The sequence below is a fragment of the Bacteroides faecichinchillae JCM 17102 genome (assembly GCF_000614145.1).
In the GTDB taxonomy this organism is placed as follows: Bacteria; Bacteroidota; Bacteroidia; order Bacteroidales; family Bacteroidaceae; genus Bacteroides; species Bacteroides faecichinchillae.
Genome location: NZ_BAKK01000015.1, coordinates 59,753 through 84,864 on the forward strand (window position 1 = coordinate 59,753; position 25,112 = coordinate 84,864).

The following is a 25,112-nucleotide window of genomic DNA, read 5'->3' on the forward strand; positions in this document are numbered from 1 at the left end:
TTGAACAGATGATGATTCGTTGTTCGCAATCTTGGTAGCTCAATTATATATCGAAATTGAAATTTTTTAGGGGTATAAACCGTTTTCTTTAAATTTTTTCGTATTATTGTGTAATTTAAAAAAGGAAGACTATGAATAAACAGACTACCAATAGTTCAAAGTGGTTATTTTTGCTACTTTTCATGTTTACTATACCTTGTACATTTGCTCAAAAAATGGATGATCAGCTTCTTGATTCTGCGGAAGTTATGCCTTTATTTCCTGGGGGAAATTCCAAAATGGTACAATATTTAAGAATTCCTGTTTCAGAAGTAACATCTATGGCAGGTGAAGTGCAGCAATATCCTATTATCCAGTTTATTGTGGAGAAAGAAGGAAAGATAACCAATGCTAAAATTGTACGTTCAGTGGCCTCCTCGATAGATGAAGCCGCATTGAAATTAGTGGAGGATATGCCTACATGGATTCCTGGTGAACAAAAAGGAAAGAAGGTTAGAGTGCGCATGTCGGTCCCTGTTTTTACCATTTTTAAAAGTAGTTTGAAACAGGAAGAGCAGGAGAGAAATAAAAAATATGAGAGAGCAGGAGACGGATTAGGTGCAAGAGCATTACTGATTATTGATAATGTGGATGTTGGTTCTGATTTCAGAATAGATTATATAAATATTGAAAGCATTAAAGATTTTAAAGTCCTGAAAGGAAAAGAGGCCTTGGAGCTTTATGGTGAGAAAGGTAAAAATGGAGTTATCTTGATTAAGCTTAAATCCCTAAAAGAGATGAAAGGAATGACTGTGGGCAAGAAGGTTGCCGAAATGTTAAAGGATAAAGGGATCAGTAAGAAAACACAGATAGTGTATTGTTTAGACGGAAATCAATTACCTCCTGAAGTTTCTGAAATTATATCAAAAAACGAATATAATGAGAAGACAGATTTTATAGCAATAAAAGAAATAAAGAAAGGAATTGCATATGTAACGTTTAAAAATAACAGTTCCTTTTATATTAGATAGTTGCATTCTTTATTTGCCGATCTTTATCCGGCATTCATCGGTTTAATGACCGTAAATCGACAGAAAAGCCTGTAGAAGCATAGATAAATGATGTATCTTTGAACCATCAATCAATAAACATAAAAAGATGGAACCAATGCAAAGAAAATCTTCTGCTACAGGCTTTTCCGGTAAAATTCTGATAGCTTCCCTTTTTATTATTTCGGGAATATTGTTGTTTGCTCGTAATGTAGGATGGATCACTACTGATTTATTCGATATTATTGTATCCTGGTACTCCTTATTAATTATACTGGGTGTTTATTCGATGTTTCGCCACCATATTATTAGCGGATTAATCTTATTGCTGATAGGAGTTTACTTTTTGCTTGGAGGACTTTCGTGTCTACCGGAAAATGCTCAAGCAATGATATGGCCTGTGGCATTGATCATAGTAGGTATTCTTTTTCTTTTCAAATCTCGTCGCATGGGGCCTTGGGGACATGGACCTATGGCACATCATCATAGAGAATGGATGAGACATAAGAGAAGACCGGGGATGAATTTTATGGAGAACCAACAGCAAAGTGAATCGGTTGATGGTTTCCTCCGTTCTGAAAATGTTTGGGGGACAGCACGACATGCTGTACTTGATGAACTTTTCAAAGGAGCGACAGTACACACTTCTTTTGGGGGGACTACGATTGATTTACGGCATACGCATCTTGCACCAGGAGAAACCTACATTGATTTGGACTGTAGCTGGGGAGGAGTTGAAATTTATGTTCCTTCTGATTGGAAAGTTCTGTTCAAATGCAACACTTTCTTTGGAGGATGTGATGATAAACGTTGGCAGGACGGGAAAATAAATAAAGAATGTATATTGGTGATTCGGGGAACACTTTCTTTCGGAGGCATCGAGGTTAAAGACTAAAATATGAAAGTACATCCGATTATAGATTATCCTTACCGTTGGATTCCTATATTGGCACTGGGACTGATTCTTGTAATTATTCAAGTGGTTATGATGTCCGGATATGCCGGAGTCGATTATGTACCTGCTGTGATAGATGGTATTGCAACAATTGGTTGGTTGATGGCATTAGGTTATCTGGCATGGTTTGTCGTGGGATTTGTTTCTGTGCTGCAGGCTGAGGTGATTGTGCTAGTTACAGGTATTCTGATTTGGTTGGCTGGCAGTTTCATGGTTTGTGATGTGATGGAACGTATTATAGGTATTACTTATACATCTTTTGCACCGACAATCCCTTTTCGCTTATTATTTGGTATTCCTATTTGGATGGTAATTCTTCTTTGGTATCGTTTGATAGTGGCAAATGAAGAAGTTCAAAATCAGGAAATGACAAAGGAGACTATTGTTTCACGATTGGAAGAAGGACTTGAGCCACCTAAAGTTGAGTTGATAGATCGTATTACAGTCAAAGATGGTTCTCGTATTCACCTGATCACGACTGATGAATTAATTTATATCCAAGCTTGTGGAGACTACGTAATGTTGGTCACTCCTTCAGGCGAATATGTGAAGGAGCAAACGATGAAATATTTTGAGACTCATTTGCCACAAGAAATATTTGTTCGTATTCATCGTTCAACGATTGTCAATGTGACACAGATTTCACGTGTAGAACTTTTTGGAAAAGAAACTTATCAATTGCTGTTGAAAAATGGAGTAAAACTTCGAGTAAGTCTTTCGGGTTATAGATTGTTGAAAGAACGATTGGGATTATAGTTTTAAGTATTGAGAGACTTCTCATACTATTTTGAAACCTTATTTTTTCGAGTACATTAGTAAAAGTATAGAGATATTGTCTTCTTAAGTCATATGTGTAAAAGCTTAATTTTTTCTTTCTTCAACTCTGATAAGAATATTACAATGGGAGATACAGAAAATGCACTCCCATTGATCATTATTCTTTGAGTGAATTATTAAACTTCATTACCCATCTCATCAATAAATATCATTTTATTATTTCTTTGTGCTTTAGCACGACCATTATGAAATTTTCCGATATAGTTATATTCAACTGGAACAATAATCTTTCCTGTAGAATTGATGATTCCTTGTTTCTTGCCTTTATGTACGTGGGCACGATTGTTTTCAAAATTTCCAATATGAGTATATTCAATCGGAACAATAACTTTTCCTTCTGAATCGATTATCCCTATTTTTCCGTCTTTATATACACGAGCACGATTGTTCTCAAAATTTCCGATATTAGTGTATTCTATTGGAATGATAACTTTTCCTTCAGAATTAATAATTCCAATTTTTCCGTCTTTATATGCACGAGTACGATTGTTTTCAAAATTTCCGATATTAGTGTATTCAGTTGGAATAATAACCTTTCCTTCAGAATCAATAATTCCAATTTTCCCGTCTTTATAAGCCCGGCGCGGTTATTCTCGAAATTTCCGATATTAGTATATTCAGTTGGAATAATAACCTTTCCTTCAGAATCAATAATTCCAATCTTTCCGTTTTTATATGCTCGAGCACGGTTGTTTTCAAAGTTTCCAATATTAGTATATTCAATTGGAATAATAACTTTTCCTTCAGAATCAATAATTCCAATCTTTCCGTCTTTATAAGCCCGAGCACGATTGTTCTTAAAGTTCCCAATATTAGTATATTCAATCGGAATAATAACCTTTCCTTCAGAATTGATAATTCCTAATTTCTTGTCTTTATAAGCTCGGGCACGATTGTTCTCAAAATTTCCGATATGAGAATATTCTAGAGGGATAACAATTTTACCATTAATATCTATTGCTCCATATTTCCCACTCTCATATTGTTCTTTTTTATGTTCCAAATTAATCAAAGGAAAAATCAGAGAGTTATTGTCATTTTCTGTTTTTCTCCATGTACCGTGTTGAGCTACTTTTGCTATATTATTTTTAAACTTATAAATCACGTCATAAATGGGTTCGGTTACCTTTTTTTGATTGACAATAAGACCATATTTTCCTTTTTCCGAATAAACATCAATTTTTTGAGCTTTCAAGAATGAAGAAATGGTGAATAGCATAATCATGCTGATAAAGAATAATTTTTTTTCCATATAATCTAAGTATTAGTTTCCTATTGGCAGAATTAAGTTAATGTATATTCAACTCGGTCAATAAGCTTTGTTTTATCTTATTTATCTCTTGTAGGATTGTAGACATACGGTTTCACTGTTTGATAGATAAATAAAATTACGATTTACTTCTCTATTTTGAACTCTGTTTTTTATTTCAAACTATAAATATAGATTCTGCTAATTCTATTTTGATTCGAAAACAGGTAAACTAACCTGAATTTAATTTGGTCAATTATTTTTTTGAATTTAAGCTACCTATTTATTGAATCTGAATATTTATGGATCGTAAATCTTCCGCCTTCGAACTGCTCCCATAATATATTTTATATGTTCCATCAATGGGATGCATAGTATTGGTCGTTGAATCAAACCATTCGAATGAATCATAAGGAAGCTCAATATTTACATTTTGTTTTTCACCTTTAGCTATGTTCACTCTTTGGAAAGCCCGAAGAGTTTTTTGTGGTCCTTCTTTATCGTCCGGGCGACTAATATACACTTGTACAACTTCTGCTCCATCCTGTTGTCCGACATTCTTTACCGGAATAGTGAGAATAACCTTTTCTCCTTTCTGCAGTTTTGATTGATTCAATTTAGCCTTTCCGTATGAAAAGCGTGTATAACTCAATCCATAGCCGAAAGGAAATAGCGGTTCTTCAGTCATGTAGCGATAAGTACGTCCTTTCATCGAATAATTTTCATAATCCGGTAATTGTTCCAAACCTTTATAGAATGTAATAGGTAGACGTCCGGATGGATTGTAATCTCCAAAAAGTACGTCTGCAATAGCTGATCCACCTGCTTGACCGGGATACCAAGCTTGCAGAATAGCGTTACAGTTCTCACTCTCGGGAACAATTGCCATTGCCGAACCTGAGAAATTAATGAATACAACTTTCTTTCCATTATTCTTTAGAAGAGAAAGAACTTCACGTTGAATAGCTGGTAACTCGATGTCTGTGCGGTCACCACCTTTGAATCCGGTAACTGATACATCCATTTCTTCTCCTTCCAATTGTGGCGAGATACCTCCGGCAAAAATGATAACGTCCGCATCTTTCACTTTGTCCATAAGTACTTGTTCGTTCAGAACAGATTTTTGTGCAGTAATATCTTTTGAATGGATAGCATCTGTCAGCCCACATATAGGTTCATAAATAATTTGTGTCTGAGGTAGTTTAGCTCTGATTCCTTCCAATAAAGTGACAGTATGTGACGGGAAACCATTGTAATTACCCCATTGCATAACAGAATCATTAGCATTTGGACCGATCACAGCGACTTTCATCTGACGGTTTAAAGGGAGTAGATTATCTTTGTTTTGTAACAGCACTAGACTTTCATGTGCTATTTTTAGTGCCAATTCTTTATGTTTAGGACAATCAACAACTGAATAAGGTATTTCCGCCCAAGGATGGGTTGGATTCATCTCTCCCAGTTCAAAACGTGCTTTTAATAATCTTCTGACGGAAGTATTGATTTTTTCTTCTGAAATTAATCCTTGTTTTGCGGCTTCTGTAATACTCTTGTAATTATCTCCACACTCAAGATCAGTACCACTCAGAACAGCATCTACAGAAGCATGTGCTGCATCTGGATGAGTATTGTGATGGTGAGGTTGGAAGAAATCTCCAATTGCTCCACAGTCAGAAACAACAATTCCTTTGTATCCCCATTCGTTACGGAGAATCTGCGTGAGTAAACGTTTGCTACCACAACATGGGTCACCTTCAAAACGGTTGTAAGCACACATCACTTCTTTTACTCCAGCTTTTTGTACCAAGTCTTTAAATGCCGGAAGATAAGTTTCCCATAAATCTCTAGGATCTATATTTTCAGCATTGAAATTATGGCGATTCCATTCCGGACCGGAATGTACGGCATAGTGTTTGGCGCAGGCATGAAGTTTATTATATTTAGCATCTTCCGGTCCTTGTAACCCCCTGACTACAGCTATACCCATTCGACCTGTCAGGTAAGGATCTTCTCCATAAGTTTCTTGTCCGCGTCCCCAACGCGGGTCACGAAAGATATTGATGTTAGGAGTCCATACTGTAAGACCTTTATAACGATCATATTGTCCTTTTTCATTGAAATTGCGATTTTTGGCACGTGCCTCATCTGATACGGCATTAAAAACCTCATAAAGCAAAACATCATCGAAAGAGGCGGCCATACCGATAGATTGTGGAAAAACAGTAGCCCGTCCGGCACGTGCTATGCCATGTAGAGCTTCGCTCCACCACTCATATGGCTTAATACCTAGACGTGGAATGGCTGGCGACGCATTTTGCATTAAAGATACTTTTTCTTCCAACGTTAGTCGTTGAAGTAAGTCATCTGTCCGTTGTTCAGCTGATAGTTTGATATCCTGATAAGGATACTGTTCTGGTGCATTGTTCTGCGCCTGTGTTTGGAATATACAGGTTACTGCAAAACATGCTATGGTCCACTGTCTTATCATTACTTTATGGTTTTAGATATTGTTTAACTGGGGCAATTTTCTTTAAATATTGGGAAAAGAGTACTTATTTAACATTTTACTATTAGTGATTCCTTTAGAGTGGTGTTACTAATAAAAAATAATTTTCCTAATAGAATTTCCGGTTAGCAACGAGCTGTTCAGAAATTTTAGGAAAGGACAAAATAATTAGTTGTTTCATAGTAATTGTTTTAATGTTTAAGCAAAAATAAGGAAAACAATATGGAATTAAAAGCATAAATTGAAAATTGAATAAAAAAAAGTTTTTTATCTATATTTTTATATCTAATAAAGTGTATGCTCTTTATTGACAGTTGATTATTTATATATTATAAATGAGTCTTAATAAAAAGCCTTAAAAAATCCTCTTTACGTCCTAATCTAGGATATAAAGAGGAAATTTTCTTGACGAGAGTTGCATGGGGTATGGTGAGATGAAATCATAATTGGGGAATAAATTGCACAATACTTTCACAAGTGTCCTCTCATCATTGCCTAAAATCTAGGCAAAATTAATTAATAATTTTTATAATCGGCTATATATATTAAAATATCTTATAAACTTTATGAATATTTTGATATATTGAATATATTTTGGGATGACTTTTAGGACTCATTGATTTTTACTATCTTTGTCAATTCAACTAAGAAGTAATCCAGAAATATATGAATGAGAATTTTTTATATAATGACTTCCCCACTTTTCTAAAGAAGTATTTTTCTTACAAGGTACAAAAAATATCATTGAATGCAGGTTTCACATGTCCCAATCGTGATGGTACAAAAGGATGGGGAGGATGTACTTACTGCAATAATCAGACGTTCAATCCGGACTATTGTCGGACGGAAAAGTCAATTGCTGTTCAGTTGGAAGAAGGAAAACGCTTTTTTGCGCATAAATACCCGGAAATGAAATATCTGGCATATTTTCAAGCCTATACGAATACATATGCGGAATTAGAAGGATTGAAACGAAAATATGAAGAGGCTTTGGAAGTTGAAGGGGTAGTTGGTCTGGTTATTGGTACGCGACCAGATTGTATGCCGGGAGATTTACTTCGGTATTTGGAAGAACTGAATCGACATACTTTTCTAATGGTAGAATATGGAATGGAAAGTACTTTTGATGAAACTTTACAGCGCATTAACAGGGGACATACTTATAAGGATACGATTGAAGCAGTTTGTCGTACTGCTGATTGTGGCATTTTAACCGGGGGGCATATAATTCTGGGACTTCCTGTCGAAACTCATGATACAATGGTAATGCAAGCAGAAGTTCTTTCTGAGTTGCCAATTTCAACTTTAAAAATTCATCAATTACAGTTGATACGTGGAACTCGTATGGCGAAGGAATATATGGATAATCCATCTGATTTTCATTTATTTATGGATGTTGATGAATATATTGATCTGGTAATTGATTATGTGGAACATTTACGTCCTGATTTGGTAATAGAGCGTTTTATTTCTCAATCTCCTAAGGATTTGTTGATTGCTCCGGATTGGGGATTAAAAAATTATGAATTTGTAACTCGTTTGCAAAAAAGAATGAAAGAAAGGGGAGCTTATCAGGGGAAGAGGTATAAGGATTCAGAAAAAAAAGTTATTTTTGCAGATGATAAGTTCACCATTGAATAGATATCAGACTTTAACAGATATCAAGTGGTGAGGCGAAATTAATTAAAGTTGAAGAATGGAACAGAAAACAAGAATTAAAGGAAATATCCACTATGTGGGAGTGAATGACCGTAGCAAACATCGTTTTGAATCGATGTGGCCTTTACCCTACGGAGTTTCGTATAACTCTTATCTGATTGATGATGAAATGATTGCTTTGATTGATACTGTTGATATCTGTTATTTTGAGGTATATCTGCGGAAAATCAAACAAGTGATCGGCGAACGTCCTATCGATTATTTGATTATAAACCACATGGAACCGGATCATTCAGGATCTATTCGATTGATTAAGCAACATTATCCGAATATTATTATTGTAGGTAATAAACAAACATTCGGTATGATTGAAGGTTTTTATGGAGTAACTGGTGAACAATATTTGGTAAAAGACGGAGATTTCCTTGCTTTAGGTCGTCATAAACTTCGTTTTTATATGACTCCTATGGTGCATTGGCCGGAAACGATGATGACATTTGATGAGACAGACGGTGTTCTCTTTTCTGGTGATGGATTCGGTTGTTTCGGTACGCTGGATGGCGGTTTTTTGGATATCCGTATGAATCTGGATAAATATTGGGGAGAGATGGTTCGTTATTATTCTAATATTGTAGGGAAATATGGTAGTCCCGTTCAAAAAGCTTTGCAGAAATTGGGAGGGCTTCCTATATCTACTATTTGTTCTACACACGGACCTGTTTGGACGAAGAATATAGCGAAAGTGATTGGCATTTATGACGTTTGAGTCGTTATGATGCTGACGAAGGTGTAGTGATAGCTTATGGCAGCATGTATGGAAATACGGAACAAATGGCTGAAGCAATTGCTGCAGAACTTTCTGCACAAGGTATCAAAAATATTGTTATGCACAATGTGACGAAGAGTCACCCATCTTATATTATAGCGGATATTTTCCGGTATAAGGGATTAATTATTGGTTCTCCTACTTATAGTAATCAGATTTTCCCGGAAGTGGAGTCTCTATTATCTAAGATTTTAGTGCGTGAGCTTAAAGGACGTTATTTGGGAATGTTCGGATCTTATACATGGGCAGGCGCTGCTGTGAAGCGTATGGCTGAATTTGCTGAAAAAAGTAAATTTGAGTTGGTAGGCAATCCGGTGGAAATGAAACAGGCAATGCAGGATATTACCTATACTCAATGTGAGAATCTGGCTTGTGCATGGCGAACCGTTTGAAGAAAGACCGTTAATAGTGATAGATAAATTTATTGACTAACCTATAAAATAATCGACTTATGAGACTTATTATTCAGCCGGACTATCAGTCCGTATCTCTGTGGGCTGCACATTATGTTGCTGCAAAAATAAAGCTGCCAATCCAACCCCCGATCAACCATTTGTATTGGGCTGCCCTACCGGATCTTCTCCTTTGGGTATGTATAAAGCTTTGATCGACCTGAATAAAAAAGGAATCATTTCTTTCCAGAATGTTGTAACATTCAACATGGATGAATATGTAGGATTACCAAAAGAACATCCGGAGAGTTACTATTCATTTATGTGGAACAATTTCTTTAGTCACATTGATATCAAACCGGAGAATACTAACATTCTGAACGGTAATGCTCCTGATTTGGATGCAGAATGTGCACGTTATGAAGAAAAAATAAAGTCTTATGGTGGTATCGACCTTTTCATGGGTGGTATTGGCCCTGACGGACATATTGCTTTCAATGAACCGGGTTCTTCTTTAACTTCACGTACCCGTCAGAAAACGCTGACTACAGATACGATTATTGCCAATTCCCGTTTCTTTGATAATGATATTAATAAGGTTCCTAAAACAGCTTTGACAGTAGGTGTAGGTACTGTACTTTCTGCTAAGGAAGTGATGATTATCGTAAATGGCCATAATAAAGCTCGTGCATTGTATCAAGCAGTAGAGGTCCAATCACTCAAATGTGGACAATTAGTGCTTTGCAGATGCATGAAAAAGGAATCATTGTTTGTGATGATGCTGCTACTGAAGAACTGCGAGTAGGTACTTACCGTTATTTCAAAGATATTGAAGCTGGGCATTTGGATCCGGAATCATTAATTAAGTAATCGGTAATTCTTAATTGAGATAAGAAATGGGCTGCATCGCGTTTGAAGTGATGGCAGCCCATTTTATGTTCAAGTCTCTTAGATTTCTTCCAACCAGCCTTTACCTTGTCGGACTATTTCCGGTTCAACATCTGTACATTTTACAATTGTTGATGGTTCTATTCCTCCGATGCCTCCATCAATTACCAGATCTACGATATCTCCGAATTTCTCATCTACTAATTCCGGATCAGTCATATATTCCAGTTCCTCATGCTCCTCGTAAGGAAGAGTAGTAGTCATAATGGGAGCATCCAATAGGCGAGCTATTTCACGTATAATATTGTTGTTCGGCATACGAATACCTACCTCTTTCCGGTTACGGAAGATTTTTGGCAAACGGTTTGTCCCATTCAGAATAAAAGTGAACGGACCGGGAAGATTATGTTTCATCAGTTTGAATACGCTGTTGTTCACTTTGGCGTATTCACTGATACTGCTTAAATCATAACAGATGATAGATAAATTGTTTTTGCGTGGATCGATATCTTTGATTCGGCAGATACGTTCGATAGCACGTTCTTTCAGTCCGTGGCAACCAATGGCATACGTCGTATCAGTAGGATAAATGATAAGTCCGCCATCATTTAAGATGTCAATAACCCGTTGCAAATCTTGCTGGTTATTATTTTTATCATATAGTTTTAAAAGCATAAGTTTACTTTTTATCTATTTCAACTTCTTCAAGAGATCTAAAGCTTTCTCTGTCGCTTTTTGTTTGACAGAATCTTTATTTGCATTAGAACCACCGTCCAGACCTAGCTTTTTACCTAATTGACCGATTGCTTCTTCGGCTGCAGATTCAAAGGCTTGATTCGCCATACTCTTCATATCGACACTGACTTTGGGAGAACTAAATGAACCGTTGATTTTCAGATCTACCGTCGATATTTTAGCAAAGCTGGCAGAAGCGGGAAGTTTGATCTTACCTGTATAATCAATCGTTTGATCCAGACCAGTACTACCGGAAAGATTCAATGTATAATCTCCCATTTTAATATCGAAAGGTTGAGTATTCACTCTACCATCCTTAATCGTGAAATCTATTTTCATATCTTTCACCTTCATATCTTTAAGACTTGGTTGTTTGATGGCATCAGCAATCTGATCAATGGATTTTACTCCACTGAGGCTAAGATCACGTACAGATAAGCTGCCATCTCCTTGTAGGGTATTTAATACCGGACTCATAGTTGCATCCAAATCAGTCAGTATGTTGATACCACCAGAGAAATTACCTTTCAGATTCTCAAAAATTGGAGCGAGTTTCTGTATCATATCCAGTTCTTTGTATGCTTGCGAAAAACTGATATCTGTGAGTTTGAAACCAGCTTTTACTTCCGGTTTCTTCGCGTTGGCAGTAGAGTAGTAGCCATTCATAACTGCATTGCCTCCCATTGTGTTCATGGAGAGATTCTTCATATCTACTTTTCCATCCTTAATGATAAGTTTGCCGTTCATATTGTTGAATGCCATTTTGTCAAGCAAGACTTGTTTTAAGTTGGCATCCATTTGAAGATCAAGATTATGGGGAACTTCGAAAATGCCTGTTGTTGGAATAGAATCAGTTACAGCGGCTTCACCCGAAGTTGAGTCAGTGGCTGTACTATCAGTCGAAGCAGTCATAAAATCGTTCAGATTAAAATAATTTGAATGAATATTAAGATTGCCTTTTAAAGTCGTACCTTTCAATGCGTACCCTATATAGTTTTCGAAACGACTGTCAGCTGTAATGTCATTCTTACCCATATTGACGGTAGTTTCGCTTAGTTGGAGATATTGAGGGGTAAAAGTAAAGAGTGATTTCTTTATTTCCACATCCGGCATATCTTTTATTTTGAGTTTCATGTCCGTCAGATTAATCGTACCGGATGCTTTGAAATTATCATATTGTTCCTTTTCTATATAAGAAAGTCGTCCGGACATTTGCATATCGGCATTAATTGTTCCGTTCAGATCCATGTCATCCATTGGATAAACTTGTTTGATCATTCCTAGGTTGAGTATACCTTTGGCTTCTGCTTTGAAGTCCGGATCACTGATCGGAGTCTTTACGTCAGCTATCAGCTTAAACGGATTACCTGCTAGATTGAAACTGAAAGGGTTGATGTTGATAGTGGTTAGGTCAATGTTACCTCCTGGATTCTGTACATTGGCATTAATATTGATTTGGTCTACACCTGTCGGTAAAGCAGGATAACGGAACATGGCGTTTTTGACTTGCATATCGATATTGAATGAAGGAACAGTGTCTCCCTGTAAAATACCTTTAGCTGATGCGGTAAGTGTGGCAGTTCCATCCGTCTTTAAGCTGGAAAATTCGGTTGCATAGATGGCAGGAATGAGTGACAGAATCTCTTTAAACCCTATATCATTGGTATTAAGTTTCAAATCCATGTCGATTGCCGGGTCTTTTAAAGCAACCCATCCATCGATTCCTGCTTTAATTGCATTAAGTTGGAAGGTATTTTCCTTTAATGTATATTTATTGTTGGCCAAATCGGCATCTACGTCCATTTTTGTAGAAATCTTTGCATTAGCCAAAAAAGGAATACCATTCATTTGATAAGTTAGTGCTTCAGTGGCACCTTCCAACTTCAGAGTAGTGTGGTCACTACTTAAATCTCCGGTACATAGAGCATTAAACTTGCGGATATTTGCATACATTTTGCCTTGTTGGTCATCATAAATCAAGTCCATATCCTTGATTACAAAACGTTGTAATTTAACTTTAAAAGGAGAGGAATCTTCTGTATTTTCCTCAGGTGTATTTAAGTTTTCCGTTGAATCGGGTTTCATAATATTCCAATTGGCACGTCCGTCGGGAAGAACAATAGCATGTAGACGAGTATCTTCAATAGAAATTTTTTGAAATATCGTATCCGCTATTTCCAAAGAGAGAAAACAGATTGATAGCAGCAGTTACTTTTCCTGCCTGTACAAGAGTATCATTAGCAAATTCACCTGTACCTTTCAGCCAGAAATCTTCCAGAATGACAGAAGCCTGTGGAAAATCTCGGAATAAGCTAATACTTAGGTCTTTAAAATCAAATTGTGCATTAAGCATTTTATTGCCTTCTGTTTTTACAATCCCTGCTATTTTACCCTGGAAGGCAAAAGGGATGAGGAGCATTAGTATAATAATAACTCCTACTGTGATAGCTGCGATCTTCAAACCTTTTTTCATATAACGACTTTTTTATTGTTGAATAAATAATAAATTCTGTTAGAAAGCGTAACCGAAAGATAACCAGTAGGAGTTTCTCATAGGAATTTTCTTTTCCGCAAACAACCATGAAAAGTCTATTTGTCCCCCAAGATAATGTACTCCTAAGCCTGCTGTAGCATAACTTGCATCTCCTTTATTTTTGTTTCCATAATGATATCCTCCGCGGAATTTGAAATGTTCCACTAAAGTATATTCAGCTCCTGCACTGACTCCGAGCGACTGTACATCAGAAGGAATCATTCTGTAACCTACATCAGCAGCTACTATTAATTGGTGGATCTGATTAAAAGATAAATCGACCGAACCTCCGGCTTTAACAAAAGCAGGCAGACTTTCTTTTGTATTCAGATACTTGACTTTTGAACCAAGATTACTAAATTGAACTCCGGCCGTCCAACTTGCATCATCCAGAAGTTTGAAACTTCTTCGATAAATAGCACCCAAATCGAGAGCAAAGGTATTTGCACTTTTTGCGCCTCCAAAACTACCCATATCAGAATGGATCAGTTTGGCTGTTGCTGATACAGCTAAGTTAGGAATTATTTCGTGTGCGTATCCCAAATCAATCACCCATTCTTTAGGACTTATGCTTTCGTATTTTCCATTATTACTATTTAATACATCCAAGGAGGGATAATTGTAATAACGGAATCCACCCAAGATGACATTGCGTTGATTGATTTTATAAAAACCGCCAAGGCTGTTTAAAGAATGACCGGAATCATAATCGCGCATGATAGGTGCAAAGGTATAAGTGATACCTCCATTTTCTGAGCTGATAACAGATGCCGCTCCGTTATAAAAAACAGCATTATTGTTGCCAGGTAGTGCAACACTTGCACCTCCCATTCCAGCGCTACGTGCATCAGGGGTAATAGTAAGGAAGTTGACTGCTCCGGTATTAATAGGAGCTAAATCATCCTGTGCTTTTACATTCCATGCGAAAGTAAGGATAAGGATACTGAGCACTATTTTTTTCATATGTATATATTCGGTTTAAATTAATATTTAATGAACCTTTCTTTAATGTTTTTACCATTACATTCGTACTCCATCGTATAATATCCTCCCGCTAATTTACTTATATCCAGCGAAGTAGTCATATATTGTTTAGCAGTAATACTTTTACGGAATACTTTGTTGCCCAGATTATTATAAATTGTAACAGTTGCATTTCCTCCCAATTCATAATTTACACGAAATAATAATATTCCATTAGTAACTGGGTTTGACTTTAAAAGAAAGTTTTTGCTGTTAGTTTCAATATTGGGAAGTTCTGCTTGTAGGGCTGCCTTTGCATTTACACATCCATTACCTAATTGACCAATATAATTGGGGTTGTAAGAATCTACATCATAAGCAGTGCTTAACAGAATTTCTTTTAGCTGTTCTGCTGTAAAGCCCTTTTTCCCAACTCCGTACTTTTCAATAACAAGAGCAGCTACACCGGAAACATGGGGACATGCCATAGAAGCTCCATATAGATAGCTGTATGCACCATATGAGAATGTACTATATATTTCTTTATCAGGTACAACATTGTTAGGATTTAATTTTTTGTTTTCTCCGCCCGGAGCACAGATATCTATATAGTCACCGTAATTCGAGTAAGAACCTTTTTTATAATCAGCACCTATCGCTGCCACTCCTATCACTTTCTCATAGTCTGCTGGAGTTGCATTTTTAGGATTGGAACTATTGTTGTTATTCGTAGCAAAAAGAACAATACCTCCTTTCATAGGGCTGTCAGGTAATTGGTTGCCATCATTGTCACAACCAGCATATTTAATAAAATAATCAATAGCTTCTTTATCGACAGGATCTAATGAACTGTTATTGTCATATCCCCAACTATTTTGGCAAATGATTGCTCCGTTGTCTGCTGCGTATTTGATGGCAGTAGCACCTTTTGGATCACGAAAACCATCAAGCATTTGGCAACACATGATTTTTACTCCACTGTTTGGAGTACCGTTTCCGCCTGCAATTCCACATACTCCTTTTCCGTTATTGTTAACGGCTCCTATAATTCCTGCTACATGTGTAGCATGGCTGTAAGGGCTTAAATGAGGACTATTAGCAGCGAAATTGTAACCATGTACATCATCTATATATCCATTCCCATCATCATCTATACCATTTCCAGGGATTTCATTCGGATTTATCCATAAATTATCATATAAATCCGGATGAGTAACATCCACACCTTCGTCTATTATTGCCACGATGATGTTTGGATTTCCGTTGTATTGTTCCCATACATCTACCAACCGAATATCCGCGCCGGCTACTTGCCAATCCTCAGTTCCCGGATTATAAAAGTTCCATTGCTTATCAATATACGGATCATCCCAGGGAAGTACGGCAGCTCTGGTTGAAACTTTATAAACAGGACAAGCAATCTCTACTCCATCCAATATTTTGATATCATTTACAGCACGAGTCGTTGCTACTTCTTCTGAGTACCAAACGTCATACCAAAGATGTAATCCTTCCCTGCGTGTACGTTCTTCGTATTTCTCAGAGTAAGGGAAAGTACGTTCCATTCGGGTAACCTTTAAGATAGAAGCAGAACCGTCCAAAGCCTGTATTCCGGTGGAAACTTTGCCGTTGATACTTCTGACAGTAACCTGTTCTTTTGGTTCTTCTTTTAGTTTGATTCTCATTAGACCTTTCACAACATCACCTTCTGAAAAGTCAGGTGTCGTATTATCTATTACAATTTCCTCTTCAGAGGAGATATTGAAATCTGTATCGTCACTACAGGCGGTCAGCCAGCAGATGGAGAGAAACAATAAAATAAATTTCTTCATATAATAAGTATTAAATCTATCTAATCAGCTATTAAATAATGAAGAGTTGTACAAAGTTACGTTTTCAGCTGTAAAAACCAAATGATTTTATGGTTTCTTCTTTCTGATTTCTTCAGCAATGCGCCATTGTAAGGCAGCTTCCTCTTCTTTTCCAACTTTCAGCAGGGCATCACCAAAGAGTTCATGAGCACCTGCATGTTCCGGTTTCAATGAAGTTGCTTTGTCCAGATCGGCAATAGCACCTTCTGTGTTGTCAAGTTTCAGTCGGAGTTTTCCCCGATTATAAACAGCTTTAAATTCAGTAGGTCTCAGACTGACAGCCGTATTAAAACAATTTTCAGCATCGAAATATTGTTTTTGGTTGAAAAGGGTAATCCCTTTTCTAATCCATGCATCCAGATAATTGGGATCAAGACTAAGAGCCTTGTCGTAGTTGGCAAGAGCAGCTCGTGCATCATGTGCCTGGGTGATACATTCATTTCCCATCAAAACATATTCATGAGCATATTCGCGCAATTGTTCCTGTTGTTTTCTCATTTGTTCTTTGAGATTCTTGTTTTGCTCTTTTAAAGTATTGATAATACCAAGTTTACGGCGGATCAAACGACGGACAACGGGTTTTTCAATATCATACCGTGAATGAATAGCAAGAAAGAATTGTTCCAGACACTCTTCCATGTCTCCCTTATCGAAAGCATGTCCGGCAGCAGCATATTGCATATCAGCTTGTGCCTGTTTCAAAGCTTTATCAATTGCTTGTCGGTCATTGAAGCGTCCGGCAAAATTTACTATTTCCGGTCGGACAAAGATATCTGCCCGATTAATGGGCTTTTTCAATTGAATACCATCTAGTGAGGTGCATCGACTGAGAGCTACATAAGTTTGGCCTCCTGCAAACACGCCCCCTGTAAAATCTATAACTACCCGGCTAAAAGTTAATCCCTGGCTTTTATGGACAGTAATAGCCCATGCCAGACGAATAGGGTATTGTGTGAAACTACCTAATACTTCTTCTTCTATCTCTTTAGTTTTCTCATTGTAACGATAACGAATATTTCGCCACGACTCCCTTTTCACGTCACATTCTTTGCCATCATCGGTTATGACGTAAATCGTTTCTTCTTCTTCGTCAATACCGGAAATGACTCCAATAGTGCCATTTACCCATCGTCGATCGAAATCATTCTTGATAAAAATGACCTGCGCTCCGGGTTTTAATACGAGTTCTTGTGAGGTCGGAAGACTACTTTCAGGAAAATCCCCTTCAATACTTCCTTCAAAAGTGATTGGCTCTCCCGGAAGTTCGGCTAACTTCTTGTCGTTAATAGAATCGACTGTATCTCTTCGGGTAGCCAGAGTAATATACATATCAGCTTCCACTTCTTCAATCTGGGTTCTGTAACGAGTATTTAGAAGTTGTAAGTCGGCGGCTCCGGCAGTATTGGTACGAATATGATTGAGAACATTGACAAACACTTGGTCGGTCTGACGATACACCTTTTGAAGTTCGATGGATACAAGATCGATCTGGTTGAATACGCGTGCAGAGAAAAAATAAGGAGTAGGGTAGGAACGATTCAGTATCTCCCGTTCGTCATTCTTTACGACAGGTTCCAATTGGAATACGTCTCCTACCAACAAGATTTGTTTTCCCCCGAAAGGTTCGCGTAAATTGTGAGAATATACACGTAGAATACGATCAATCGCATCAATGATATCTGCCCGCACCATTGAAATCTCGTCGATAATCACAAGCTCAATTTGTTCCAACAGTTTGCGGTGTGGCTTGGTATATTTAAAAAATTCGTGGATACGTCCGCGTTGTAAACTTAAATTTGGATCATCCGGTAATAAAGGGTAAAATGGCAGTTTAAAAAAACTGTGCATAGTACTCCCTCCGACATTGATCGCGGCAATACCGGTTGGTGCGAGAACCACATGTTTCTTTTTGGTCTGTTCGCAGATATGACGCAGGAATGTTGATTTTCCGGTACCCGCTTTTCCGGTAAGAAAAACTGATTGGCGGGTATATTGGATCAGGTTGAGAGCATCCTGAAAAGCTGCATTGCTGGTATCTATGCTCATTTTTTGATACTACTACTCCGATTAATCAATAATTCCAAAATGTTTCATTGCTTTACTGATTCCATCTTCATCAACAGGAGTCGTGATATAATCTGCTGCGGATTTTACATCTTCCTTTGCTTGTCCCATGGCTACTCCGATAGCTGCATGGCGTAACATACTGATATCGTTACCTCCGTCTCCGAAAGCCATCGTATCTTCCAATTTTATCCCCAAAAAGCGGATTATTTCGTCAATGCCCTTTTGTTTGGTAACACTTTTGGCTGTAATATCGGCAAAGGCATGATACCAACGCCCTACTTCGCAAGTTGGAATATAGGGGCGCACTTCTTTCTCTTCTTCTTCAGTGATAAAAGGAGTCATTTGGATGATTTCTTTGCTGGTTGCTTCTTCAAAAGAAACAGTCGGGATCGTATTTACATGTAGAAAATCATAGAAAATTTGCTTTACCAATTCATTTGGTTGGCAAACTGAAATATGATGTTCTTCTACAAAAATGCAGGGAACACCTTTCTTTTCGCAGAATGTTGCCATTGCTTCTACTTCATCATGCGGAATGGTGCTTTTATAAATAACTTCATTGCCGACAAAGCAATAAGCACCGTTCATCGTTATATATCCATCAATCAGGTTACGATCCTGTAATTCGGAAAGATTATTGATGATAGTTTTGGGACGTCCAGTAGCAATAAAAATCTTATTACCTCTAGCATGGGCTCCTTCCAATGCCTTAATGGTAGATGTCGGGATACGATGAGTCTCAAAACTGACTAATGTTCCGTCTATATCAAAAAATAAAGCTTTTGTCATAAAATTCTTTTTGAAATGAGTATACATTCCTTATAAACATGTAGCAAAGATAATTGTTTTACGACTATAAACCTAGTGAATAAAGTGATTTTAGAGCTTCATTGTAGACTATTTATTAGCATTAACCTGTTATAACAAATATTTTGACAAGAGTTATACTATCCTGAATTGCAAAAGTATCGAAAAATATGATTGATATTAAAAATAAAAAAGTTACATTAGCAGTTTAATAGATATAATGAGAACCTACGGTCTTTAATTTTAAGAACATCCCATATAAATAAGTTATATATAGATACCATAAATATAATGAAAAACAGATTATTATGACTTCAAGAAGAGATTTTTTAAAAAGAGCCGGACTTATTACGGCAGCTTTTGCTGCTCCAGCTTTTAATGCACAAGGAGAAGAAACACCACGACGCAAAATGAATTTGAAGAACGCTAAAGTTGCAGTAGATGACCGATGGGACGTTATTGTAGTTGGTGGAGGACCGGGAGGTTGTACTGCAGCGATTTCAGCTGCAAGAGAAGGGGCGAAAACCTTACTTATTGAAGCTATGGGACAACTTGGCGGAATGGGAACAGCTGGGATGGTGCCCGCATGGTGTCCATTTTCTGATGGTGAAAAGATCATTTATAGAGGTTTGGCAGAGAAGATATTTAATGCTTCAAAAGCTGGGGTACCGCATGAGAAAAAACAGAATTTGAACTGGGTTAATATAAATCCAGAACATTTGATGATGGTTTATGACCAGATGGTTACAGAATCAGGAGCACAAGTACTTTTCTTCTCACGTGTAGCGGCTGTAGAAATGGATGCCAATGATAAAGTGGATGCTATTATTGTGGCAAATAAGTCCGGACTTGTTGCTTTTAAGGCAAAGGTGTTTATCGATGCAACGGGTGATGGAGATTTAGCAGCTTGGGCCGGTGCTTCATTCAAAAGAGGAGATGATGAAGGGAATGTACAAAGTTCTACGTTATGTTTTTCATTAGCAAATGTAGATAGTTATCGTTATATGACAGGTCCCTCACTGCATACAAGTAATAAAAACAGTCCGGTCTATGCAGCTATTGCATCCGGTAAATATCCTTTGATAGATAGCCATTTGTGTAGTAATCTGATAAGCCCGGATGTCGTGCAATTTAATGCGGGACATCTTGTGAATGTGGACTCGACAGATCCTTGGGCTACTACCCAAGCTATGATTAAGGGTAGACAGATAGCTGAACAATATTTGGGAGCAATGAAGGAATTCCAACCGCAAACTTTTGGTAGTTCTTTTGTCGTGAAAACAGCTTCCTTGTTGGGAGTTAGAGATAGTCGCCGAATTGAGGGTGATTACATCTTTACTGTCCAAGACTGGATGGATCGTAAGACATTTGAAGACGAGATAGGACGTAATAGTTATTATATCGATGTTCATAAACCCGGTCATAAAGCTACACGTTACAATAAAGGAGAATCCCATGGAATACCTTATCGTTGTCTGACTCCTAAGGGTTTGAAAAATGTCTTGACGGCGGGACGTTGCATATCTACCGACGAAGAAGCTTTTGGTAGCTTACGGGTAATGCCACCATGTCTGGTAACTGGAGAAGCTGCGGGGATGGCTGCTGTGCACGCTATCAAACAAACAAAAAATGATGTCCACAAGATTGATGTTAAATTCTTACGTAAGCGGCTGAAGGAAGAAGGACAATATTTCCTATAAATATACTTATATTTTAATAAACTTCCATTAGAAGAATTGCTTTGCTACCGGTATTTAAATCCCGGTGGAAAAGCAATTTTTTTCATTTACCTTTTAAAAAGAGAATCTTTTCATAAGGTTTTTCAACTTCAGAGAACAATCTTAGAATTTTTTTGTGGATTGTATCATATTGTCATGTATAAAAAGCAAATCCTCATGCTTCAAAGAAAAAAAAATATGGACCTTTGTCTCTGATCTGTTACATTAGCGTTTTCATTACTAACTTAATTTATTTATTCATGAATACAAGACTACTATTTACCTTTTCTCTATTGGCGATATTTGTGTTTACTCTAAAATCTTATGCCTGGAATAATGATATGTCGAATAATCTGGCATTAAAGAAAATAACTATTTCTGATCCTGAACAAAAGCTTGTTTTGCAACTCGACTATTCAAATGGTTATAAAATAACGCAATTGAATGTAAAAGGTAAAAACGTTTTGTCTGAATCAGGCATATTTACCGGCTTTAGTACAAAAGGTGGGCTGTTTAATTCAACTGTCAGTGCAGAAGAAGTAAAAGTTGAGAAGTCAGATAATAAGATTTTTATAAGAAATATCATTTATGGAGATCAGTCGATAAACGTGAATGAGTTATGGAGCTTTGAATTAGGGTAATAAAATAGTATGGAAAATTAGTCGTAAATATAGTAATCTGGCAAAATTAGAGGAAACAGCTTTTCCTCAATGGAATTTTGCTGACCTTTCCATTTGGAAAGGAGGAATCTTGGATAATGGTGGAATGGTCTGGTGCAAATATTTGAGAGGGGTGAATGATACATATGGTATACATACCGGAGGGGTTACCTTTTGGAATTCTGATACAGGAAATGCATTGCGAATCAAAGGCATTTCAGAAGGTAAACATATTGCAGCGAAATATTCACAGAGTGATAAGAATGAATTTGTTTGTACCCATTTTGTGACAAATGAGGAACTGGAACCCAGATATAATTTAAATCGCTTTGTCAATCAGAGATCAGATGTGTTTGTTCCATTCGATGTTCAAAAAGAAACGGTAAACTTGACACTTGAAATGGAGTATGTAGATTATGCTGTAGAATATTCAAGAGGAATCCTTCCCGGTATAGATGCAGAAGCCGTTCGTGAGTTAATGAATACTACTGGTAGATATGGAGTGGTAGATAATGGTATTGTTGGAGCCAACGGATGGACTACCAACTGGAAATGCCTACATGAACCTTTCTTTTCCCAGATTGGAATGGCCTTGAATGATGATAATTACATACGAAATATGTCATTGACATTAGACCGGGAAAGAGATTATGCAATGAAAGAAGATGGACGTGTGTTATCCAGATGGTATAATGCAGGCGAAGATCAGATACCTGGAACATTTAATTATAAAACCGGATATAATGAAGCAAGGTGGGGGTATACAATAGATTCACAAACAGGTTATGTGATCAATGCAGCAGAACAATTTGATTTGTGTGGTGATAAAGAATGGCTTCAATCTCATAAAGTAAGTTGTGAAAAAGCTCTCGATTGGTTAATAAAGAGAGATTCGAATGGGAATGGTATTTTTATCATCAGTTAGGAATAGATAAAATAGTTTGGATATTTCCTGGTTACGGAGGACGTTTCTTCGATCCGAATGATAGTGGGGAAATAACCATGTGGGGGGGGGGACCGACCCGAATGGTAAAAGCTGGTTTAGCTACCTACCAAGAATATATTAATCCGCCAATTGCAGATTACATGGATCCGTCGCAATTGTTTCATTATCCTTCTTGGCCTGATCCTGATAAATTTGATTATGCAGGAGCAAAAGCATTGGCAAAAGAGGCCCGTTCCTGGAATTTTGCAACAATAGGTCCTTGGATCTCTCATTTTGAAATATATTGCCAGATGCGTGGCCTGGAATACGCTTTGATGGATACTTTGGCGAATCCGGAATTCTTGGATGCGACAGTAGAGCGTATCGATGCAATTCAAACAGTAATGTTGGAACGGATGCTTACCGAATTGAATGACGATTTAGATATTGTTTTTATAAGTGACGATATGGGAATGTAGGATAGCATGCTGATCTCGTTGGATTCATGGGAGGTACATTTTAAGCATAGACTCAAGAAGTGGTGTGACCTTATCCACAGTTACGGAAAAAAAAGTATTATATCATACAGATGGGGCTGTTTTTCCTTTGATTCCGGGATTGATAGAATGTGGAATAGATATCTTGAATCCGATACAGCATGTTTGTTCGGGTATGGACAGGGTAAACTTGAAACTACAATATGGTAATGATCTGATTTTTCATGGAGGAGTAGAGAATCAGCGGACTTTGCCGATGGGAACTGTCAGCGAAGTGATTGAAGAGACTAAAAAATGTCTTGATACTTTAGGTAAAGATGGAGGTTATATTTGTTGTTCGTGTCACAACGTGCAGGCCGGAACTCCGGTAGAAAATATATTGGCAATGGTCGATACAGTGAAGTCTTATACAAAATAATGAAATAGTACAATGGAACGCATGACTGATTTAAAATGATTATTTATCGTCATTTTGTAAATCGGCTGCGTCTTTATATCCAGCCATATAGCCTATCTCTTTTACACTCATAGATGAATTAAGCAATAGATTTTGGCCTTCTGGAGTCTAATTTCTGATATAAATCGTGTTGGTGATACGTTGGTATATTCTTTGAAAAGTTTTCTAAACCTAGAATATCCCATATTGATTTGTTGGGTAACTTCTTCTGGTGATATTCCTGTTATGGCATTTTCTCTCATGATTCTACGAACTTAATTGATGTGTTCTATGACAGTATTATCTGTATAGTGTTGATTACAGCCATAATAGATAGCTATTTCCAGAATAAGATTACCGATTCTTGCTAATACTTGCTGGTCAGTTGTTTGTTCTGATGAGGTCCTCGTGTACCTATCTAGTATTCCTGCCATCCGGTTTTCTTATCAGGGAAGTAATGTGCTATGTGTAGGGTGGTATAATCAGCATATCATCTGTTCTTATTCTGTAATAGATATTTATAGCAGTTTTGCTCTCACTCACTTATAACAATTGCTACCACTCCACAGATGTTGATAAACCGGGAGATGCAAACGAAAAGTGAAAGCGTGAGAACAAACGTCGAATCAATTTGATTTTCCCGATTAGAATAGTTTCAATCTTCATATGTGCTTAATTGTTAATAAGCTTGAAAAAGAAATCATGGATAATATTTTTTTATCTTTTTCAGTGATAACGGTCCTGCTAAACAAGTACCTGGTGCTTCTTCGGGAGAATTGCGTGGTGGTAAATTTAAAGAATGGGATGGGGGAGGCCGTGTACCGGCTGTTGTCTATTGGGAAAGGTCAGAAAGTAATTATAAGAATTTAAGTTCGCAAGTGACGGGGTTTGTGGATATTGTTCCAACTGTGAAAGAAATTATTGGAGACAGCAACATCCTTAAACGTGCGTATGACGGAATAAGTATATTCCTGTCTTGAAAGGGGATACTAAATGTATTGACCGTGATTTCTATCTGGGCTGTGGAGCTGTTGTGAACAAGGATTATAAGTTTATTAAGAAAGATGGTAACCCGAAACTTAATCTGACAGAAGATTTTCTAGTTGATTACCAAACAGACCCTTATGAAAGAAAAAATGCAAGTATGAATAATGAGCAGATACTGAAGCGTTTGTATCAGGTTATTGAAAAGTATGATACAATAATGCCTTTGGTTCCGGAAATTCCATACGGTAAAGGACAAAAGGGGGGGGAAGGCTCCGAAAGAATGGAAAGTAACGCGTTGATTATCCTAAATATTTCATTTGTTTATAGTATGATTGCATCTGTCATTCAGAACGAAGTGAAGAATTTCTTTTCTCTGAACATGCAAAGAGAGGGGATACTTCTCTATGCTTTGTATGACGGATAATATACAAGTATCGTGACTCTGCCGAACATAGTAATAGTTTATTGTATCCAGCAGAAGGAATGATAAAATTGGTATCCGGAAGAATAGTATTGACTAAAATTTGTACAGACTATGAAAAATCAGATTTAATTTTTTTATCTTTGTTGTTAT

Annotated in this window: 20 protein-coding genes and 3 pseudogenes; 13 read left to right on the top strand and 10 right to left on the bottom strand. The window is 37.1% G+C overall.

The window, feature by feature from the left end; translation table 11 throughout:
* Positions 1–131: 131 nt before the first annotated feature.
* From JCM17102_RS09740 to JCM17102_RS09750, 3 genes are all read left to right on the top strand, one after another.
* Entirely contained in the window at positions 132–1,010 is an 879-nt protein-coding gene (locus JCM17102_RS09740) for an energy transducer TonB (RefSeq protein WP_033886695.1), read from the top strand.
* A gap of 127 nt (positions 1,011–1,137) precedes the next feature.
* Positions 1,138–1,923 carry a LiaF transmembrane domain-containing protein gene (locus tag JCM17102_RS09745; protein ID WP_025074968.1) on the top strand — a complete coding sequence of 262 codons (786 nt, stop codon included), beginning with the start codon at positions 1,138–1,140 and terminating at the stop codon, positions 1,921–1,923.
* 3 nt (positions 1,924–1,926) lie between these two features.
* Positions 1,927–2,739 carry a LytTR family DNA-binding domain-containing protein gene (locus JCM17102_RS09750; RefSeq protein WP_025074969.1) on the top strand — a complete coding sequence of 271 codons (813 nt, stop codon included), beginning with the start codon at positions 1,927–1,929 and terminating at the stop codon, positions 2,737–2,739.
* A 197-nt stretch (positions 2,740–2,936) separates the two neighbouring features.
* Here JCM17102_RS09750 and JCM17102_RS32430 read toward each other — a convergent pair whose 3' ends face one another.
* The 3 genes from JCM17102_RS32430 to JCM17102_RS09760 form a co-directional block, all read right to left on the bottom strand.
* Positions 2,937–3,350: a WG repeat-containing protein gene (locus JCM17102_RS32430; RefSeq protein ID WP_373278877.1), complete on the bottom strand. Its 414-nt coding sequence runs from the start codon at positions 3,348–3,350 to the stop codon at positions 2,937–2,939.
* Positions 3,236–4,072 (bottom strand): WG repeat-containing protein, encoded by an 837-nt coding sequence (locus JCM17102_RS09755; RefSeq protein ID WP_025074970.1) that lies wholly within the window; start codon positions 4,070–4,072, stop codon positions 3,236–3,238. The genes JCM17102_RS32430 and JCM17102_RS09755 overlap by 115 nt, the downstream gene beginning before the upstream one ends.
* A gap of 280 nt (positions 4,073–4,352) precedes the next feature.
* On the bottom strand, positions 4,353–6,557 hold the full coding sequence (locus JCM17102_RS09760) for a glycoside hydrolase family 3 C-terminal domain-containing protein (protein WP_025074971.1): 2,205 nt from the start codon (positions 6,555–6,557) through the stop codon (positions 4,353–4,355).
* Between the two features lie 684 nt (positions 6,558–7,241).
* Between JCM17102_RS09760 and mnmL the strand changes: the two genes are divergently transcribed.
* The 3 genes and pseudogenes from mnmL to nagB all read left to right on the top strand — a co-directional run bounded on the left by mnmL (position 7,242) and on the right by nagB (position 10,322).
* Positions 7,242–8,216 carry a tRNA modification radical SAM protein MnmL/YtqA gene (mnmL, locus tag JCM17102_RS09765; RefSeq protein ID WP_025074972.1) on the top strand — a complete coding sequence of 325 codons (975 nt, stop codon included), beginning with the start codon at positions 7,242–7,244 and terminating at the stop codon, positions 8,214–8,216.
* A 55-nt stretch (positions 8,217–8,271) separates the two neighbouring features.
* A pseudogene (locus tag JCM17102_RS27055) lies at positions 8,272–9,466 on the top strand (FprA family A-type flavoprotein).
* Positions 9,467–9,511: 45 nt separating this feature from the next.
* Positions 9,512–10,322, top strand: a pseudogene (nagB, locus tag JCM17102_RS27060) (glucosamine-6-phosphate deaminase).
* Between the two features lie 78 nt (positions 10,323–10,400).
* On the opposite strand, the gene JCM17102_RS09780 reads toward nagB, so the two are convergent.
* The 6 genes and pseudogenes from JCM17102_RS09780 to JCM17102_RS09805 form a co-directional block, all read right to left on the bottom strand.
* Positions 10,401–11,015, bottom strand: coding sequence for an L-threonylcarbamoyladenylate synthase (locus JCM17102_RS09780; RefSeq protein WP_025074973.1), 615 nt, complete (start codon positions 11,013–11,015; stop codon positions 10,401–10,403).
* A 15-nt stretch (positions 11,016–11,030) separates the two neighbouring features.
* A pseudogene (locus tag JCM17102_RS27065) lies at positions 11,031–13,548 on the bottom strand (AsmA family protein).
* Positions 13,549–13,587: 39 nt separating this feature from the next.
* Positions 13,588–14,571, bottom strand: a complete 984-nt coding sequence (locus JCM17102_RS09790) for a PorV/PorQ family protein (RefSeq protein WP_025074974.1) — start codon at positions 14,569–14,571, stop codon at positions 13,588–13,590.
* A 20-nt stretch (positions 14,572–14,591) separates the two neighbouring features.
* The gene (locus JCM17102_RS09795) at positions 14,592–16,403 is read right to left on the bottom strand and encodes a S8 family serine peptidase (RefSeq protein WP_025074975.1); all 1,812 of its coding nucleotides are present in this window, start codon (positions 16,401–16,403) and stop codon (positions 14,592–14,594) included.
* Positions 16,404–16,490: 87 nt separating this feature from the next.
* A complete protein-coding gene (locus JCM17102_RS09800; RefSeq protein ID WP_025074976.1) occupies positions 16,491–18,488 on the bottom strand; it encodes a tetratricopeptide repeat protein in 1,998 nt (665 codons plus the stop codon).
* A gap of 21 nt (positions 18,489–18,509) precedes the next feature.
* Positions 18,510–19,298 carry a Cof-type HAD-IIB family hydrolase gene (locus JCM17102_RS09805; protein ID WP_025074977.1) on the bottom strand — a complete coding sequence of 263 codons (789 nt, stop codon included), beginning with the start codon at positions 19,296–19,298 and terminating at the stop codon, positions 18,510–18,512.
* Positions 19,299–19,624: 326 nt separating this feature from the next.
* On the opposite strand from JCM17102_RS09805, the gene JCM17102_RS09810 reads away from it, so the two are divergent.
* From JCM17102_RS09810 to JCM17102_RS09830, 5 genes are all read left to right on the top strand, one after another.
* Positions 19,625–21,016 carry an FAD-dependent oxidoreductase gene (locus JCM17102_RS09810; protein WP_025074978.1) on the top strand — a complete coding sequence of 464 codons (1,392 nt, stop codon included), beginning with the start codon at positions 19,625–19,627 and terminating at the stop codon, positions 21,014–21,016.
* Positions 21,017–21,294: 278 nt separating this feature from the next.
* On the top strand, positions 21,295–21,675 hold the full coding sequence (locus JCM17102_RS28950; protein ID WP_025074979.1) for a hypothetical protein: 381 nt from the start codon (positions 21,295–21,297) through the stop codon (positions 21,673–21,675).
* Positions 21,676–21,784: 109 nt separating this feature from the next.
* The gene (locus JCM17102_RS28955) at positions 21,785–22,618 is read left to right on the top strand and encodes a hypothetical protein (RefSeq protein WP_025074980.1); all 834 of its coding nucleotides are present in this window, start codon (positions 21,785–21,787) and stop codon (positions 22,616–22,618) included.
* Positions 22,567–23,097, top strand: coding sequence for a hypothetical protein (locus tag JCM17102_RS09825; protein ID WP_025074981.1), 531 nt, complete (start codon positions 22,567–22,569; stop codon positions 23,095–23,097). Before JCM17102_RS28955 ends, JCM17102_RS09825 begins: the two co-directional genes overlap by 52 nt.
* 64 nt (positions 23,098–23,161) lie before the next feature.
* A complete protein-coding gene (locus JCM17102_RS09830) occupies positions 23,162–23,533 on the top strand; it encodes a uroporphyrinogen decarboxylase family protein (RefSeq protein ID WP_025074982.1) in 372 nt (123 codons plus the stop codon).
* 293 nt (positions 23,534–23,826) lie between these two features.
* Here JCM17102_RS09830 and JCM17102_RS30655 read toward each other — a convergent pair whose 3' ends face one another.
* Positions 23,827–23,985 (bottom strand): hypothetical protein, encoded by a 159-nt coding sequence (locus JCM17102_RS30655; protein ID WP_159106319.1) that lies wholly within the window; start codon positions 23,983–23,985, stop codon positions 23,827–23,829.
* A 285-nt stretch (positions 23,986–24,270) separates the two neighbouring features.
* Here JCM17102_RS30655 and JCM17102_RS31505 point away from each other — a divergent pair, with 285 nt between their 5' ends.
* Entirely contained in the window at positions 24,271–24,531 is a 261-nt protein-coding gene (locus JCM17102_RS31505; RefSeq protein WP_275564363.1) for a sulfatase-like hydrolase/transferase, read from the top strand.
* A complete protein-coding gene (locus JCM17102_RS31510; protein WP_025074984.1) occupies positions 24,528–24,962 on the top strand; it encodes a hypothetical protein in 435 nt (144 codons plus the stop codon). The genes JCM17102_RS31505 and JCM17102_RS31510 overlap by 4 nt, the downstream gene beginning before the upstream one ends.
* The last annotated feature ends 150 nt before the right edge of the window (positions 24,963–25,112 follow it).

Coding starts and splice junctions, on each gene's coding strand:
- JCM17102_RS09750 (WP_025074969.1), top strand. CDS start 1,927: ATGAAAGTACATCCGATTATAGATTATCCTTACCGTTGGATTCCTATA.
- JCM17102_RS09790 (WP_025074974.1), bottom strand. CDS start 14,571: ATGAAAAAAATAGTGCTCAGTATCCTTATCCTTACTTTCGCATGGAAT.
- JCM17102_RS09745 (WP_025074968.1), top strand. CDS start 1,138: ATGGAACCAATGCAAAGAAAATCTTCTGCTACAGGCTTTTCCGGTAAA.
- JCM17102_RS09760 (WP_025074971.1), bottom strand. CDS start 6,557: ATGATAAGACAGTGGACCATAGCATGTTTTGCAGTAACCTGTATATTC.
- JCM17102_RS09795 (WP_025074975.1), bottom strand. CDS start 16,403: ATGAAGAAATTTATTTTATTGTTTCTCTCCATCTGCTGGCTGACCGCC.
- JCM17102_RS30655 (WP_159106319.1), bottom strand. CDS start 23,985: ATGGCAGGAATACTAGATAGGTACACGAGGACCTCATCAGAACAAACA.
- JCM17102_RS09800 (WP_025074976.1), bottom strand. CDS start 18,488: ATGAGCATAGATACCAGCAATGCAGCTTTTCAGGATGCTCTCAACCTG.
- JCM17102_RS09780 (WP_025074973.1), bottom strand. CDS start 11,015: ATGCTTTTAAAACTATATGATAAAAATAATAACCAGCAAGATTTGCAA.
- JCM17102_RS28950 (WP_025074979.1), top strand. CDS start 21,295: ATGAATACAAGACTACTATTTACCTTTTCTCTATTGGCGATATTTGTG.
- mnmL (WP_025074972.1), top strand. CDS start 7,242: ATGAATGAGAATTTTTTATATAATGACTTCCCCACTTTTCTAAAGAAG.
- JCM17102_RS09805 (WP_025074977.1), bottom strand. CDS start 19,298: ATGACAAAAGCTTTATTTTTTGATATAGACGGAACATTAGTCAGTTTT.
- JCM17102_RS09810 (WP_025074978.1), top strand. CDS start 19,625: ATGACTTCAAGAAGAGATTTTTTAAAAAGAGCCGGACTTATTACGGCA.
- JCM17102_RS09740 (WP_033886695.1), top strand. CDS start 132: ATGAATAAACAGACTACCAATAGTTCAAAGTGGTTATTTTTGCTACTT.
- JCM17102_RS09755 (WP_025074970.1), bottom strand. CDS start 4,072: ATGGAAAAAAAATTATTCTTTATCAGCATGATTATGCTATTCACCATT.